The sequence below is a fragment of the Paenibacillus sp. S28 genome (assembly GCF_016624415.1).
Lineage (GTDB): Bacteria > Bacillota > Bacilli > Paenibacillales > Paenibacillaceae > Paenibacillus_AQ > Paenibacillus_AQ favisporus.
Genome location: NZ_JACVTM010000010.1, coordinates 145,713 through 161,348, shown reverse-complemented (window position 1 = coordinate 161,348; position 15,636 = coordinate 145,713). Strand labels below are relative to the sequence as shown.

At 54.1% G+C, this 15,636-nt stretch carries 15 protein-coding genes; 3 read left to right on the top strand and 12 right to left on the bottom strand.

Translation table 11 applies throughout. From position 1 onward, the window contains the following. Positions 1–157: 157 nt before the first annotated feature. The 7 genes from IAE55_RS22880 to IAE55_RS22850 all read right to left on the bottom strand — a co-directional run bounded on the left by IAE55_RS22880 (position 158) and on the right by IAE55_RS22850 (position 6,696). Positions 158–508 (bottom strand): type II toxin-antitoxin system PemK/MazF family toxin, encoded by a 351-nt coding sequence (locus IAE55_RS22880; RefSeq protein WP_076174838.1) that lies wholly within the window; start codon positions 506–508, stop codon positions 158–160. A gap of 3 nt (positions 509–511) precedes the next feature. After that, the gene (locus IAE55_RS22875) at positions 512–793 is read right to left on the bottom strand and encodes a CopG family ribbon-helix-helix protein (protein ID WP_036648438.1); all 282 of its coding nucleotides are present in this window, start codon (positions 791–793) and stop codon (positions 512–514) included. 230 nt (positions 794–1,023) lie between these two features. Continuing rightward, positions 1,024–2,208: an alanine racemase gene (alr, locus tag IAE55_RS22870; RefSeq protein ID WP_105442107.1), complete on the bottom strand. Its 1,185-nt coding sequence runs from the start codon at positions 2,206–2,208 to the stop codon at positions 1,024–1,026. Between the two features lie 306 nt (positions 2,209–2,514). After that, a complete protein-coding gene (locus IAE55_RS22865; RefSeq protein ID WP_076174843.1) occupies positions 2,515–3,621 on the bottom strand; it encodes an outer membrane lipoprotein-sorting protein in 1,107 nt (368 codons plus the stop codon). Positions 3,622–3,755: 134 nt separating this feature from the next. Further along, complete coding sequence (locus tag IAE55_RS22860; RefSeq protein WP_234489774.1) at positions 3,756–4,364, bottom strand: YkoP family protein; 609 nt, start codon at positions 4,362–4,364, stop codon at positions 3,756–3,758. Positions 4,365–4,674: 310 nt separating this feature from the next. Continuing rightward, positions 4,675–5,970, bottom strand: coding sequence for an aminotransferase class I/II-fold pyridoxal phosphate-dependent enzyme (locus IAE55_RS22855; RefSeq protein ID WP_442793344.1), 1,296 nt, complete (start codon positions 5,968–5,970; stop codon positions 4,675–4,677). 156 nt (positions 5,971–6,126) lie between these two features. Further along, a complete protein-coding gene (locus IAE55_RS22850) occupies positions 6,127–6,696 on the bottom strand; it encodes a GbsR/MarR family transcriptional regulator (protein ID WP_116231912.1) in 570 nt (189 codons plus the stop codon). A 364-nt stretch (positions 6,697–7,060) separates the two neighbouring features. Between IAE55_RS22850 and IAE55_RS22845 the strand changes: the two genes are divergently transcribed. Genes IAE55_RS22845 through IAE55_RS22835 form a run of 3 tightly spaced genes read left to right on the top strand, consistent with a single transcriptional unit; the run spans position 7,061 to position 10,005 of the window. After that, positions 7,061–8,278 carry a quaternary amine ABC transporter ATP-binding protein gene (locus tag IAE55_RS22845; protein ID WP_200633956.1) on the top strand — a complete coding sequence of 406 codons (1,218 nt, stop codon included), beginning with the start codon at positions 7,061–7,063 and terminating at the stop codon, positions 8,276–8,278. Then, positions 8,256–9,089 carry an ABC transporter permease gene (locus tag IAE55_RS22840; RefSeq protein WP_105442103.1) on the top strand — a complete coding sequence of 278 codons (834 nt, stop codon included), beginning with the start codon at positions 8,256–8,258 and terminating at the stop codon, positions 9,087–9,089. The genes IAE55_RS22845 and IAE55_RS22840 overlap by 23 nt, the downstream gene beginning before the upstream one ends. Before the next feature lies 1 nt (position 9,090). Further along, the gene (locus IAE55_RS22835) at positions 9,091–10,005 is read left to right on the top strand and encodes a glycine betaine ABC transporter substrate-binding protein (protein ID WP_200633955.1); all 915 of its coding nucleotides are present in this window, start codon (positions 9,091–9,093) and stop codon (positions 10,003–10,005) included. Between the two features lie 173 nt (positions 10,006–10,178). Here IAE55_RS22835 and IAE55_RS22830 read toward each other — a convergent pair whose 3' ends face one another. From IAE55_RS22830 to IAE55_RS22810, 5 genes are all read right to left on the bottom strand, one after another. Beyond that, the gene (locus tag IAE55_RS22830) at positions 10,179–10,940 is read right to left on the bottom strand and encodes a DUF6081 family protein (RefSeq protein WP_105442101.1); all 762 of its coding nucleotides are present in this window, start codon (positions 10,938–10,940) and stop codon (positions 10,179–10,181) included. 46 nt (positions 10,941–10,986) lie between these two features. Next, complete coding sequence (locus tag IAE55_RS22825) at positions 10,987–11,898, bottom strand: prenyltransferase (protein WP_116231907.1); 912 nt, start codon at positions 11,896–11,898, stop codon at positions 10,987–10,989. Positions 11,899–12,297: 399 nt separating this feature from the next. Beyond that, positions 12,298–12,714: a VOC family protein gene (locus IAE55_RS22820; protein ID WP_089549965.1), complete on the bottom strand. Its 417-nt coding sequence runs from the start codon at positions 12,712–12,714 to the stop codon at positions 12,298–12,300. A gap of 94 nt (positions 12,715–12,808) precedes the next feature. Then, positions 12,809–14,320 carry a YheC/YheD family protein gene (locus IAE55_RS22815; protein WP_200633954.1) on the bottom strand — a complete coding sequence of 504 codons (1,512 nt, stop codon included), beginning with the start codon at positions 14,318–14,320 and terminating at the stop codon, positions 12,809–12,811. Positions 14,321–14,517: 197 nt separating this feature from the next. After that, positions 14,518–15,345: an alpha/beta hydrolase gene (locus tag IAE55_RS22810; protein ID WP_200633953.1), complete on the bottom strand. Its 828-nt coding sequence runs from the start codon at positions 15,343–15,345 to the stop codon at positions 14,518–14,520. Between the last annotated feature and the right edge of the window lie 291 nt (positions 15,346–15,636).

Genomic DNA, 15,636 nt, shown 5'->3' with positions numbered 1-15,636 from the left:
CCCGCTCATACGTTGGATACCATTCATTATAGCGGATGCGTAACCCCTTACAATGGACTTATGTGACTTAAAAACAAGTTCAAAAACAAGAAAAAGGCGTCCCTTTCGGGTACGCCTTATCCTTCACAACCATATCATCAACCTTATGGTTCAACGCTTAAAAATCGATCAGGCTGAGACTGATTTGCAGCGAATCATCCACCTTTTTCATCGTTTCTTCATCCAGGTGGGTAATTTTGTCCGTCAGCCTCTGCTTATCAATGGTCCGGATTTGCTCCAGCAAAATGACCGAATCCCTGTCGAAACCATGCGAAACCGCATCGATTTCCACATGGGTCGGCAGCTTTGCCTTTTGAATCTGGGCGGTAATGGCCGCCACGATGACCGTAGGACTAAAACGGTTGCCGATATCGTTCTGAATGATCAGAACGGGCCTGACTCCACCTTGCTCAGAACCGACTACGGGTGAAAGATCCGCAAAAAAAACGTCGCCGCGTTTTACGATCAATGTCTACACCCCGCTCACTAAGCGGCCTAGAGTGCTGTCTGCATCTTCTTCCGCGTGAAAGGCCTCCGATGCCATCGTCAAATTGATCTTGGCCATTTCCATATAGCCGCGCTGCATTGACTCCCGTATATAACGTTTCTTCCGCTCCGTTAAATACAGTTTCATGGCTTGCCTGATGAGTTCACTGCGGTTCGAATTCTCCATTGCAACGATGCCATCCACTTCCTGCAAAAGATGATCTGGCAAGCTGATCATAATTCGTTTGGTATTCTGCATATTAGCCACCTTCTGTTCCACCCCCACAATACCTTCTCACCCTTGTGCCCAGTATAACTTGAATCAAGGAAATTTATACAAAGGAATATATATGCCGAAGATATACCAGGTATGCTGCATACATTATAAACTAGACTCGGCATTTACGTACAGTCATTCCGTCATTACCTTTATTCGGGATGCTTGGTCCGTATTCCTTCATTTCCAGCAAAAAGGCTGAAATTCCGCCTTTCTTTGCACTAGGTAAGCAGTGGGTTGACCCGGTTGTACAGCGCCCCGTGCTTCGTGTAAACACGAGGTACCCGGTGGGAAATCATACAGATGACCTCATAGTGGATGGTACCCAACTGAGAAGCCAGCTCATCTGCCGTAATACACTGGCCAGACTGCTGACCGATGAGCACAACCTCCTCGCCCGCATGAATTTCTTCTGCCTCTTCGGCAAAAGATTGAAGTGTTACCATACACTGGTCCATACAGATCGTTCCGACAACGGGAACGCGGCGGCCGCGGATCAGGACTTCCGCTTTACCGCTCAGCATCCGCGAGTACCCGTCGGCATAGCCGATCGGCAGCGTTCCAATGACTTCATCTTGATCCGTCACATATCTGGCGCCGTAGCTGACGCCCCAATGCGGCGGAAGGGTTTTGACATATACAAGCTCTGTCTTCAGCGTCAATACCGGGGAAAGTGCGACAGTCTGATGATTCACCTCATCCGATGGATACAATCCGTACAGGCTGATGCCGACGCGGACCATATTGTAGGACAGCTGAGGGGTATCAATCGCTGTGGCGCTGTTGCCCGTATGTATAAGAGGAGGGCTGAATCCTTTCTCCCCGAGCGAGGCCACCACGCTCTCGAAACGCCGGTACTGCTCCAGTGTATAGCTTTTATCTTCTTCGTCCGCTTTGGAAAAATGGGTAAACAAGCCTTCAACCTCAGCCTGCGAAAGAGCATAGAGCGACTCGATAAACGAAATGGCGTCCGGGCCGGGAAGAAGTCCCAGTCTGCCCATTCCGCTGTCGATCTTAATGTGCACCTTCAGCGGTCTGGACTCGGCGTCCGCCGGGAGCTGCCGGATCGCTTCCCGTACCTCCGGGCTGAACACCGTCACTGTTATGTTATTCTCCCACGCCGTTCTTATGCCTTCCGGAGGCGTGTAGCCAAGCACCAGGATGGGCAGCGTCAAACCGGCATGCCGCAGTTCAATCGCTTCATCCAGGAAAGCGACGCTTAAATAGTCCACCCCGATGCTCGCAAGCTCCCGCGCCACCTGCACGGCTCCATGACCGTACGCATCCGCCTTGACGCAGGCCAGAAATTTCATGCCTTCGGGCAGAGCCCGGCGAAACGCCGTAACGTTCGCCTGCAGATGGTCCAGATTGATTTCCGCTCTAGTTGCTCTATATTGTTGCTGCATTTATTCGTCACCTTCTCTAAGAATTAACACACTCATTACATACAGTCATTGAAAGGAGAGTTGTCATTTTCGTTCGATCTGTCTATGGACACAGATGGATCGGATCGAAAATCAGTTGTCCTTTACCTTTCGTTTATCCTATGTAATCGTAATGTTCAGGAAGGTGACTGTCAATGAACCACGCCCCGGCTGAATCCGGCCGGTTTACCGTACCACAGCGGTTTTCGAAGATGGATAGGCGAAAGCCCCTTCGTTTCGCCGGTGGAATCATGCCCCGCCGGCCCGAAGGGTCCGCCTGTCTGCGTATTATTTACCCGATTGTTCCTGTAAAGACGCTGCGATTTGTATCATTTCGTCCACCGGCAGGTTTGCGCTTGTAATGCGGAATTCCACGCCGTCCCCATTCATCCAGGTCAGCGTCTGCTGCTCATCGCCAGCCAGGAGGCCTGCCGTAAATCCAAGATCCACCACTTCACCCGACATCAGGGACACGGCACGGTCCTGCGGACGGGATTCCATGATCGTGAACTGGTATGTACCGTCATACCGAAGCAGCAGCGCATGGTTGTCACTGTTGTCCAACTTGTTGCTGTCCTTGAGCGTAACGCCTTCAGGCAGGTAATCCGGGATAATCATGCCAAAGTCGCCCAGTTCCTTGGTGACTTCCTGCGCCGCTTCCCCGTTATCGCCCTGCGGCTGGTCCTGGGATGCGACCGGATTGCCGTTCTCGTCTACTTCGGCCACCGTGCCGACCGACGGATCGCTTTGCACGGTCATGTTGCGCTTCATGTCAAAAGAGTCCTTGTCGAATTTCGCATCGAACTGGAACTGGTCGAATTTGACCTCAACGACGACATGGGCGTCAGAGTCGGAGACTTGTACTTGTTTTGGCGCGTAATTGTCCTTGCTGAGCCAAATTTTCTGGCGGACGAGAGACTGGCTGTGATAGTTGGCCGCAACATCGAACACATAGCTGTCCTTGTCTGCGGCAAACTGCCGGGTGTTATCGCTTAAGATGCCCCGGACGAGCGTTTGGTATAAATAGACTTGCCCCTGGTTGTCCGGCCAGTCGCTTTTAAACCGGAAGCTTTTGTTCAGGCTTGGCGTCAGCACGAATACCCCGTCGTCGTTGCGGAGAACGATTTGCGTAACGTCCTTCTGGGCGTTCGTCAGGCTGATGCGGTAGTAGTTTGGATTCTGGTACCATACCTCCACCTGGTATTCCTGCGGCTTTTCCCCGGTATACAGCGTCATTTTCCCCGTTCCTTTGTAAGAGCCATCCTTGCTTTGCAGTGTATCGACCACGTTGTTCAAGTCTTTGACAACGGAAGCGGCATCTTTTTTGCCACCACAGCCTGCCAACACAACCGTAACGCACAAGATCATGGCGAGCATCCATGAAATCCGGCGCATGACATCATCCCCCTTAGCACTTGGTTTGAACTGATTGATACATGTCTATGAGGGACTTGGTCACATTATGCAGACTAGCATGACAAGCCTGATACCGAATCCGTGTTACTGAATTTAATATTATTAGTGCACTGTTATACGACGTTGCATAAAGGTGACTCGCGGCGGTACCGCTCCATGAACGCTTGCCTTGTCATGAGCAGCATCTGCGGAACCAGCTTGGGAGCGCTGTGCTTCACGCGTTTTTGCCCGGCGGGATGAAGCATTCGCAGCAGAAACCTTAAATAGATCGTCGTCAGCAGCCGGAACCACCCGGCCTTCAGCTGGTGCTGCTCAAAGCCCAGCCCATGGGTCAGTCCCCGGTGAAGCAGCGTAATTCCGGTCAACGCTTTGACCTCAGCCAGTTCGGGAACCTGGTCCATCGCTTCATGGATCTGTCTGAGCGATTGCTTCAGGAGCCTGGCGGTTTTCAGCGCCGCCCTGTCCGGCCCAAGGCTCCGCGACAGCTCCAGCACCTGCCCGTTATCCAAATGAAGCTCCCCGATCCAGTCGCCGGCATGAAGCCACTGCCCGCTGTCACTGCGGATGCTTTTCCCGTGAAAAGGCCGAACCACCAGCTTGCAAATTCCGTAACTCAGCACCCGCTTGCTCCGCAGCCGCGTGATCCGGTCGAACAAGCCCTCCCATTTCATCCATGCCGTCTGGACTCCCGTCTTCAAAGCCGTCGTTTTGATCAATTTCATCACATCTCTTCTCTATTAAGTTCGTTCTATTCAGTTTGACGGTTCAAATGAGGGAATCCATGCAAATCATCCAAAAAAAGTTATTTCTCTGATGCGCTGACCATGAAACGTTCCTCGTGGAACAAGACGTTGTCCACGGCACTGTCTAACAACATGCCCGGATTCCGTTATCGGGGGAAGGCCGCTTATTTCCCAGTCATTCGGCAAAAAAGAAACGGCAGGCCGGAGGTTGGGCCGGGATACCGCCCCTGCGGTACCATCTCTGACCCATCCTTCCTGACCTGCCTGTCTCAATAAAAATGTTCCTGCTCTATTGATCCGCCAAAATACGGTCGATCGATACCAGCTGCACGCATACGCTCAAAATATCGATGGCCTGCGCAAGCTCTTCGAGCGATGGATAGGTTGGCGCAATACGGATATTGCGGTCCCGCGGATCGCGCCCGTACGGATAAGTAGCTCCGGCAGGCGTTAGTGTCACCCCCGCCTCGGCTGCACGCCGCACGACTTCCCGTGCGCAGCCGTCCATCGTATCCAGGCTGATAAAATAACCGCCGCTGGGCTTGCTCCATGAAGCGATATCCTTGGAGCCAATCCCGGATTCCAGCTTGTTCAGTACCAAGTCGAATTTCGGCTTGATGATCGCGGCATGCTTTTCCATGTGGCGGCCCAGGTGCTCCATATCCTTCAGAAAGCGGATGTGCCGCAGCTGATTCACTTTATCCGGGCCGATCGTCTGCACGGACAGCTGTTTTTTCAAATGGCTGAGGTTGTCCCTGCTCGCCACCATGGCCGCTACGCCGGACCCCGGAAAAGTCACCTTGGAAGTGGATGCAAAGATGAATACACGGTCTGGATTGCCGGCGTTCGAACAGGCTTCCAGCATATTTTTCAGCTCGTCATGCCTTGAAGTCAGATGATGGACCGTATAAGCGTCATCCCAGAAAATGCGGAAATCGCCAGCCCTCGTCTTCATCCGGGCCAGCCGTTCTACCGTTTCGTCGGAATACGTGATACCGCCGGGGTTGCTGTACTTCGGCACACACCAAATCCCCTTGATGGAGTCATCTTCAGCGACAAGCCTCTCTACTGCGTCCATATCCGGCCCTTCCGGCGTCATATCTATGGTGATCATTTCGATATTCAGCTGCTCGCAGATCGCAAAATGGCGGTCATACCCAGGGCTTGGACACAGGAATTTGACGGAAGGGAGCCTGCTCCACGGCTGCTCACTGCCAAGCACCCCGAACAGCATCGCCCGTGCCAGCGCATCATACATCAAGTTTAGGCTGGAGTTGCCCTGAACAATCACTTCGGAAGACTGAACCCCAAGCATCTCGGCAAAAAAACGCTTCGCCTCCGGGAGCCCGTCAAGGCCGCCGTAATTGCGGCAGTCCGTCCCATCCTCCGCCCGAAGCTCTTCCCCGGACGGCAGAACGTCCAGCATTTCGTTCGAAAGCTGCAGCTGCTCCGGGCACGGCTTGCCCCGGGACATATCCAGCTTCAAATTCAAACTCCGGTATGCCTCGTATTCTGCTTGCAGCCGGGCTTGCTCCCGCCTTAACTCATCTTCCTGCCATCCGGCATAACCCGTAACCATTTTCATCTCTCCTCGCTCAGCTCTTCGTCTAACTTTTACTAAATTACACCATATGACCGAAAGCAGGCGGATGTCAACTACAAAAATCCCCACGCCTGGCGTCATGAAAATCCAAAAAAACCGGACTGCTGTAACGCAGCCCGGTTCCGGTGCTTTTTATGTTTAGTTATGTGGGGTTGGAGGCTCCTTCGGGACCAGCTTGAATATCTCTCCGCTCTCAAACGTATCGATGAGCCGGTCCAGCCAGCCGTAATAAGCAACCGCCTCGTGCAGTTTGGCGATATCCTTGCGCAGCAGCTCGGTGAACTCGGGATCATGCTCGTACTCCGTCAGCAAGCGGCCCATTTCGTCGATGGACTTGCTCAGAATCTGGATATTGCTCTCTACCGATTTTCTCCACTTGATATCGAAAAAGTCAGTAAACGTCTGATACCAGTCGTATTCCACTTCATATAAGTCCTTGCGGGAGCCCTTCTCCCATACTTTATTGACCATCTTCAAGTCCAGCAGGGTCCGGACGCCCGTGCTCATGCTGGTCTTGCTCATTTTCATTTCCCGTCCCATTTCATCCAGGGTCATCGGCTTGTCTGCAAAAAAAAGCAGCCCGTATAAATGTCCGGTGGACTGGGAGATTCCATATAAGTCCATGTTTCTTCCGATTGTTTCAATGACGCGCTTGCGTACCTTGTGGATTGCTGCGTCGCGTTCATCTTCGAATTGGTCCAAGCTCATGCTTGCAACCTCCTTATTTGTTCAACCATTCTCCGCAGAATCCCCGGCCCATAAGCCTGACAAGGTCCGGAATCCGCTTGTGTTGCCCGTGTTTGTAAGTGAAAAAGTATGGAGAAGACCAAACCTTCATCGTCTATTGTATGTAAACCGATTTTAATTGTAAAGAAACCGATCCGTCAGGAAAACGGCGGATATGGGAGCATTCGGCAGTAAATTTCGTACAGTTTTTTCTGTACGTTCTTTACGTACGGTTAAAACGTTTGATACTATATATATTAATTGTTACACTGTTACCCGTTGGTTATTCACGCAGCATCGTGTTCGCACTTATCAACGATAGAGAAGCAATAAGGGGGTATCACTGTTGTCTATTTTGCAGCTTAAACAAGTCAGCAAATTGTTCGGAGCCCAGGCGGAGCAAAGCGTCGGACTGCTCGAACAAGGCTGGAACAAGGAGAAGCTGGCGAAGGAAAAATCCGTGACCGTCGGGGTGAACCGGGTCAACTTCAGTATTGAAGCTGGCGAAATTTTCGTCATTATGGGGCTGTCCGGCAGCGGCAAATCCACCCTCGTCCGGATGCTGAACCGGCTGATTGAGCCTACGGCGGGGGAAATCCTCGTTCACGGGCAGGATTTAAGAAAAATGAATAAGGAGCAGCTCCGTAAGGTACGGCGCCAGACGATCAGTATGGTCTTTCAGAAGTTTGCGCTGTTTCCGCACCGGACCGTACTGGAAAACGTGGAATACGGGCTTGAGATTCAAAAGGTCAAAAAGCCGGAGCGCACGGAGAAAGCGATGAAGTCGCTCGAGCTGGTCGGCCTCAAGGGCTGGGAAAACAAATCTCCCGACGAATTGAGCGGCGGCATGCAGCAGCGCGTCGGTCTGGCCCGGGCGCTCGCGAACGACCCGGAGATTCTGCTGATGGACGAAGCCTTCAGCGCGCTTGATCCGCTGATCCGCCGCGACATGCAGGATGAGCTGCTCGAACTGCAGGAGACGATGAAGAAAACGATTATCTTCATCACGCACGATCTGGACGAAGCGCTGCGGATCGGCGACCGGATTGCGCTCATGAAGGATGGCGCCGTCGTGCAAGTGGGCACGCCGGAAGAAATTCTGACGCAGCCGGCCAACGCCTATGTGGAGCGGTTCGTCGAGGACGTCGACCTGTCCAAGGTGCTGACCGCCGCCCATGTCATGCGCCGTCCGGAGACGATCATGCCGGACCGGGGGCCGCGTGTGGCGCTCGAGCTGATGCGCGAGCGCGGCATCTCCAACCTGTTCGTCATCGACCGCGGCAAGCGGCTGCTCGGTGTCATCACGGCGGAGGATGCCTCGGAAGCGATGCGCAGCGGCAAAACGCTTGCGGACATTCTGATCACGGACGGTCCAAGAGTGCATCCGGACGTCCTGATCAACGAGCTGTTTGAAATTACCAGCATGTCCAAGGTGCCGCTGGCCGTCGTCGACGACAACGACCGTCTTGCTGGCGTGATCGTCCGGGGTGCCCTGCTTGGGGCGCTCGCCGGGGAGAACAGTTCGAAGGAGGTGAGCCCAAATGCCGAAAATACCGCTGGATGAGTGGATTGAAGCATTGGTCGGCTGGATGGGGGACCATCTGACGGTCCTGTTCGACTTCATTTCGAGCGTCATCGAAGGCATCGTTAACGGATTTACCTGGCTGTTCTTGCTGCCGCATCCGTTCCTGTTTATCGTCATACTCGGTATTCTTGCCTTCCTGGTCGGGCGGATATCTCTGACGCTGTTCTCGGTGATCGGATTTCTGCTGATTTATAACCTGGGGTACTGGCCGCAGACGATGGACACCCTCAGTCTGGTCATCACCTCCGCCTTGATTTCGGTCGTCTTAGGCGTTCCGATCGGCATCTGGTGTGCTTACAGCAAAGGGGCGTCCCGCATCATTACGCCGATACTCGATTTCATGCAGACGATGCCGGCCTTCGTCTATCTGCTGCCGGCAGTTACCTTCTTCAGCCTGGGTGTCGTGCCGGGGGTCATCGCTTCGGTCATCTTCGCCATTCCGCCGACGATCCGCCTGACCCTGCTCGGCATTCAGCAGGTGTCCGGCGAGCTCACCGAAGCAGCCGATGCCTTCGGGTCCACCGGACCGCAGAAGCTCTTCAAGGTGCAGCTGCCGTTGGCCATGCCGACGCTGATGGCCGGCATCAACCAGACCATCATGCTGTCGCTGTCCATGGTCGTCATCGCTTCAATGATCGGCGCCCAAGGCATCGGAGCCGAGGTATACCGCGCGGTAACCCAGCTCCAGATCGGGAAAGGCTTCGAAGCCGGTCTTGCGGTGGTTATTCTCGCCATCGTGCTCGACCGCTTTACGCAAAACCTATTTAAATCCAAAAAAAGGGGTGCATAACATGAAAAAACAGAAAAAATGGACGATCCTGGCCAGCCTTGGTCTGGCCGGCGCACTGATGCTGTCCGCCTGCGGCCAAAACGGCTCCGGCGGGTCGGCAAGCGGAGAAGGCAGCGCCGATTCCTTCGGTAAACAGGTCAACTATGAAATTATCGGTATCGACCCCGGTGCCGGAATCATGAAGGCGACCAACAAAGCCATCGAAGAATACGGCCTGTCCGACTGGAAGCTGATTGAAGGCTCCGGCGCGGCGATGACTGCGACGCTGGCCAAAGACATTAAGGCCAAAAAGCCGATCGTCATTACCGGATGGACACCGCACTGGATGTTCTCCAAATATGATTTGAAGTACCTGGATGATCCGAAGAAAGTATACGGTGAAGCCGAGGAAATCCATACGATCGCCCGCAAGGGTCTGGAACAGGATGAGCCGACCGCTTACACATTCCTGGACCGGTTTGAATGGTCCTCCGATGAAATGGGTGAGATCATGACGGCGATCCAGGAAGGCAAGAAGCCGGAAGAGGCCGCCAAGGCATGGGCTGACAGCCATGCCGACCGGGTCAATGAATGGATCAAGGACCTGAAGCCCGTTAACGGCAACCCGCTGAAGCTGAGCTACGTAGCCTGGGATTCGGAAATTGCCAGCACCAACCTGCTGCAGTACATCCTCCAGGAAAAACTGGGCTACAAGGTAACCGCTCTGCAGGTTGAGGCAGGACCGATGTGGACCGGCGTCGCCAACGGGGACGTGGACGCATCGGCCGCAGCCTGGCTGCCGCTGACCCACGCCGATTACCTCGCCAAATTCAAAGATCAGATCGATGATCTGGGCGCTAATATGACCGGCGTCAAAACCGGATTGGTCGTGCCGTCCTACGTTGACATTAAGTCAATCGAAGACCTGAAGAAATAATTCAATTCATTCTCTACAGACTCATATGAAAGGAAAAAGGGCTGGGCCCCGGTAGATTGTTCTACCTGGGGACCCAGCCCTTTTTTGCTGGAAGAGGTGTCAGGTTCGTCATCCAGACACCGAACCGGTGCTTCTATAGAATGGCTCTGTTGCGAGCCTCTCCACTCTGACGTTTACTCTTCTTCAGCAGCCCGCTTATTCTCCGAACGGTCGTCGATCGTCACGGTCACCGGCGAATACTCGGCCGTCACGACCTGCCCATGAACGGATACGCTGCCTTCAGGCGAGATGTCCTTCTCGGTCATGATGCCGAGCGCGATCGTAAACTCGTTGAACTTGATCGGGATGTTCTTCTCCCGGCGGATTTCCGTGCCGTTCAAATAGAACACAGCTTCGTCGTTTCCGCGGTCATACGTAATTTTGTAGGTGTTGAATTCACGTGGCTTAAAGTTGGTGTCTTCTTTAAAGATGCAGAAATACCGGGTCTTGTCCGATGGCGGAACCTCTACCCCCGGGAAAGGAAGAACAGCGTACACGCTGGCATATTTGTCGTTGCCGGCAAAGAAATCCAGCGCCGCTCCGGTCGTGAAATCCAGCAGGTTAAGCGATACGTAGCCGTCGTACAGATCGTTCGGCACGGTATTGACCGAGCGGGCGCGGATCTGCAGTTCGAAGTCGACCACTCCGTGATCCGGTACTTTGACCGTTTCCACTGAATAATACATATGCTTCGCGTTGTCCAAAATTTGAATCTGGTCGTTTTGCCGGCTCAATGGAGCACGGACGTACAGAATGCCGTTGCGGACGATGACTACCGCGTCAGGCTCCCGGTATTCCCAGAACGTACCGTCCGGCAGCGGAAAGCCGCCGATTTTCCAAACCTCGCCCTCCGACAGAATCGTATGAAAATCCCCAAAAACGCGTTGTTGTACCATGTAGCATCGAACTTCCTTTCTCGCTTAAGTCAATATGGCCGTAAGGTCAGATTAAGCCTTGTATCAGCAAACATATAATCATAATGATCCCGCTCCGCTGGGTCGATTTCACCGAAGCTCCCATCAGCGGAATATAGGCATGGCTGTTATTATGAGACTTCAGCTTGCCGTACACCTGGTACAGCGGAATCATGCCCGGCAGGGCCAGCAGTCCGTACACCGGGAGCGCCCCGGCAATGACGCTGACCACGAGCATCAGCGCGGACAGAAACAGCAGAAACCGGGAGAAGCCAAGCGCTCTTTGCTCGCCCCACACGACGACCAGCGTACGTTTGCCGGCCTGGCGGTCCGCCTGCCAGTGTAAAAAGTGATGGTTGAACAGAATCAGCGTAGTTAACAGGCCGATCGGCAGGGACAGGAGCAGCGCCCGCAGATCCAAATGCGAGGTTTGCACATAATAGGCACCCATGACCGGAAGAACGCCGAACGAGAGCAGGATTGCGACTTCCGAGTAGCCTTTGCCCCGGTATCCGAACTTCAGTGGCGGCGCCACATAGAAGTATGCGATCAAGCCGCCGAGAGCGCCGAAAATGAAAGCCCACGGCCCTGAGAATACGGCCAATATAATTCCGCAAGCCGCGGCAACGCCAAACAGCGCCCAAGTGACCGCCGCAAACTTGCGAATGCTCCATACGCCGCCCGTCAAAAAGCCCGAGTTCGTGGAGACCGCATCCACTGCCTCTTTGGCAGCCGTATCGGTCCCGCTCTTGTAATCCCACAGGTCGTTCACCATGTTGGAAAACAGGTGGGCCGCCGCCGCGCCGACAAGCGTAATCAGAAACAGCCAGACGTTAAAAACGCCGTTCCATACAAAAGCCCCCAACGCTCCCAGCGCGACCGGAATCAGCATGACCGGTACAACTCCGAAGCGTGAGGCTTTCATGAACTGTTTGAGCATGCACCATGCTCCCTTCCTTATAATGTACCCATGATAAATGGGTTCGTATAATTTTCGGGCGAAAACGCCGTATTGCCAAACAAATGATATTTTTCACAAACTTTCCCATGATGGATATCGTTAACGACAATCAGGAAAGCAGATTTGTATCATCCTTCACAAGGATATCACACATTCGCGGATGTTGTCACCGGAATGTATAAATCAGGAAGGTTCCACGCAATGTCAGGTTCCAGCCCAAGTCAAAAAAGCCACGGCCCTCTTTCCCGCTGCCCTTTGAGTGAAGAATGCAGCGTTCCGATTGTGCCATGGCTTGTTTATGATGGACGAGAATCAACTGGCAGATTGTCTTAGAAGCGCCTGCCAGGATCCGTAGTCAGGATCGATCCTGCCAAGCTCCTATTGCTCTGTGCTGACCTGCCACGTGATACCGAACTTGTCGCGGACCATGCCGAAGGCCGGGCTCCAGAACGTCTTCTGCAGTTCCATCAGCACCTGTCCCCCATCCGACAATCCGGCGAAGACCGATTGGAGACGCTCGCTGTCATTCGATGTAATGGCGATGCTCAACTGATCCCCAAGCTGATACGGATTTCCCGGAAACGTATCGGAGAAGAGCAGCGTGTTGCCGTCAAATTCAAGTGCGGCGTGCAATACGCGATCTTTGGCTTCATCCGGCAGCGGATGATCCGGATCCGGCATATCGCTGAAGCGGGACAATCCCAGGTTTTTGGCCTGCAGCACTTTTTCATAAAACGCAACGGCCTCGGCACAATTGCCATTCATTACAATGTAAGGCGATATCTTTACACTCACTCGGGTAGTCCTCCTTTATCATATGGGACATGCACAATCCATTATATCCCACGCCTCAGCGATTGATAAGGACTTGCCGAAAAAAGGACGCCGCCTACGAGCAGCCATCCTCTTCAATCACCCGGCGGCCCTTAATATACAGCCGATTCCAATACGGATCCGAGAGCTCGGTGACCACGACGCCGCCCGCTTTGCAGGAATGAAGGAACCGGCCGCCGCCAAGATAAATGCCGACATGGCCGATTCGTTCCAGCCCTTTCTTATGCGTTCGGGAGTGGACGGAAAAGAACAGCAGATCGCCCCGCTGCAGGTTCTTTCTGGCCACATCATATCCCAGGAGGCTTTGCTGTCTGGACGTACGCGGCAGCAGCAGACCGCTTCTGGCAAAAATAAATTGCATGAACGAGCTGCAATCGAACGCGTCGATGGACCAGGGCACCGCACCGAACCGGTATGGAGTCCGGTAGAATGCCATGCCGTCCTGGATGATCTGTTCGATGAGCTCCGCTCTGGAGCATCCGGACGTATCCCGCGACCATGGAGGTGCCGCCGGAATAACCGCAGCTTGCGTATGAGCCAGATAAGCCGCGTATTGGAACGGCACCCGGATGCTTTTCAAATAGAGTTCGAGGTCACGCTCCGTTCGCATGAACGGCTTGCACGGCTTATGGTTCACTTCCAGAATATAGAGGGACCGATCCTCGCCTATGGCCAAGTCGACGCCCAACTCGGCAAAGCTCCGGTTGTAATATAGCTCCAGCTGCTCAGCGACCCGCCGTGACAGGTCCCCGACCTGTTCGTACAGCCTCTTCGCTTCCTCCTCCCCAAATCTTTTGGCCAAAAAGGGATACCCCTCCAACGTTTGCCCGCCGTGCTCCGGATGCGTCGTCAGACGGCTTGTCTGTCCTACATGGACGACGAGCCCGGTAAAGCTCCAGCTGCCCAGCCCATCTTTCTGAATCAGCGCACGGCAGTCCCAGGGGTTTCGGCTGTTCACGCGCAAATCGAGCGCCGGCTGCATCATATAACCTTTGGCGGCCAGCTGATCTAAATATCTCCCTGCCGATTCCACCTTGATGCCGCGGCATACGCCCCCGTCTTCCTCAATAATCAGCATGTCCTTGCGAAGACTGATCCGTTTGATCCCGGTACCCGATTCTCCGCTGACCGGTTTCAGCATGAGCGCTTTGTGCTGCTCCAGCATGGAAATTCCGTCGGCCGCCCGAATCAGCAGCTCCGTCTCCACCAAATGCTCCGCGATTTCCGGGGACGCCTTCAGTCCCTGATAGACGACCCACTTATTGCCAAGCCAGTCCCCAACAAAGGGCAGCCGGCTGAAGGATTTGATTTCTTCCGCTTGCTGGTAACCGCGGATCGTCCTGTAATGGCCTATATCATAAATGAGATCTGGAAATCCCTGTACCGTACGCACCCATTTATGCTTTTGATAAGTGTAACCGGTAATTTTTCGCCGGGCCAGGTTCACATCTTCAGGCGCAAAAAGAATCAACCGTTTGAAACCTGCCACATTCGCTGCCTCAACATAGGGAAGAAAATGGGACCTTTCGGCCGTCTTGGCAGACATTAGGCCGAGCGTGGTGTTCATACCCATCCCCTGCCTGAGTTTCCGATGCCAAAAGTACGGGTCATCACTTCTGTATCATCCTCCTGGGGGTTTTCATTTCAACTCGTTCGTAACCAGCGTATGCCTTGGAGAGGATGGAAGTGCTTATCCCCTCCTTAACGGCAAGAAGGGACGTCCGCTCCATAAGCGTCGTCCCTTTCTTTCGGGTGATAGCATTATTATATGAATTGCCGTTCTCTCAGCCAGGTCGCGCACAGGTCCGGCCATGCCTTGACAGCCTCTTCTTCCTCCGCGAGCCCAAGTCCGTGCCGTCCGGCCTCAAATACATGCAGCGCATAAGGAATCTTCTCGCGGCTTAAAGCGAGGGCGAAGAGCAGGCTGTTCTCCGCAGGAACGGCCCCGTCATCGGCCGTATGCCAAATAAAGGCCGGCGGCGTATCCGGCGTGACCCGCGTCTCGTTGGACAAATACTGGACCAGTTCCGGGTCCGGCTCTTCCCCGAGCAGCGAATACTTGCTGCCTTCGTGGGTATAAGGCCCGAAGCTGATGACCGGATAGCACAGCACCTGCAGATCGGGACGGCTGCTCTCGCGCTCGACCGGATCTTCCGCATCCGACTGGCCTGCATCAAAATGGGTACCGGCAGTGGACGCCAAGTGTCCACCGGCGGAAAAGCCCAAAATGCCTACCCGCGCCGGATCGATGTTCCAATCGGCCGCGAGGCTTCGCACCGTGCGGATTGCCCGCTGAGCGTCTCCCAGCAGAACCGGGTGGCGGTTCGGCGATACGCGGTAGTTCAACACCACCGCCGACACCCCGATGCTGTTCAGCCACAAGGCGATCGGTTCGCCTTCATGGTCTGCGCGCATGACGTATCCGCCTCCCGGGCATACCACCATCATCGGGAAAGGGCCCTCCCCTTCAAGCAGGTAAGGCGTAATGCTGGGGCAGCCCTCGTTCTCCGGCCCGCTTTGTCCCAGCGGAACATCCTCCCATAGTGGTATGCGCTGCTTGCTGTCAGGCAGCCTGCTTGCTGCTGTGCTCATTCGATCGTCCCCTTGTCATATGGTTTTGTCCACCATTTTACAATGGGAGCACACATAATTAAAGGGCTTACACTCAATTTAGCCGAAAAGTCAGCGCGAAAGCCCCTGATTCTTCAGCAGCTTGATATACAATCCGTCAACGACGCTCCGTGCTGGAAACTCATCTGCCGGGTTGGTTCGGTATCGTGCCAGTCGGTCATCGGAACGTGGTCCGGCGACTCGTGATATGCAATATAGCGGAGCTACAAGCTTCGGCTGCGTACATGAAACCGAAGGGAATTGCTCATAATG

Coding starts and splice junctions, on each gene's coding strand:
- IAE55_RS22810 (WP_200633953.1), bottom strand. CDS start 15,345: ATGAGCACAGCAGCAAGCAGGCTGCCTGACAGCAAGCAGCGCATACCA.
- IAE55_RS22860 (WP_234489774.1), bottom strand. CDS start 4,364: ATGAAATTGATCAAAACGACGGCTTTGAAGACGGGAGTCCAGACGGCA.
- alr (WP_105442107.1), bottom strand. CDS start 2,208: ATGCAGCAACAATATAGAGCAACTAGAGCGGAAATCAATCTGGACCAT.
- IAE55_RS22855 (WP_442793344.1), bottom strand. CDS start 5,970: ATGAAAATGGTTACGGGTTATGCCGGATGGCAGGAAGATGAGTTAAGG.
- IAE55_RS22830 (WP_105442101.1), bottom strand. CDS start 10,940: ATGGTACAACAACGCGTTTTTGGGGATTTTCATACGATTCTGTCGGAG.
- IAE55_RS22815 (WP_200633954.1), bottom strand. CDS start 14,320: ATGAACACCACGCTCGGCCTAATGTCTGCCAAGACGGCCGAAAGGTCC.
- IAE55_RS22835 (WP_200633955.1), top strand. CDS start 9,091: ATGAAAAAACAGAAAAAATGGACGATCCTGGCCAGCCTTGGTCTGGCC.
- IAE55_RS22825 (WP_116231907.1), bottom strand. CDS start 11,898: ATGCTCAAACAGTTCATGAAAGCCTCACGCTTCGGAGTTGTACCGGTC.
- IAE55_RS22865 (WP_076174843.1), bottom strand. CDS start 3,621: ATGCGCCGGATTTCATGGATGCTCGCCATGATCTTGTGCGTTACGGTT.
- IAE55_RS22850 (WP_116231912.1), bottom strand. CDS start 6,696: ATGAGCTTGGACCAATTCGAAGATGAACGCGACGCAGCAATCCACAAG.
- IAE55_RS22840 (WP_105442103.1), top strand. CDS start 8,256: ATGCCGAAAATACCGCTGGATGAGTGGATTGAAGCATTGGTCGGCTGG.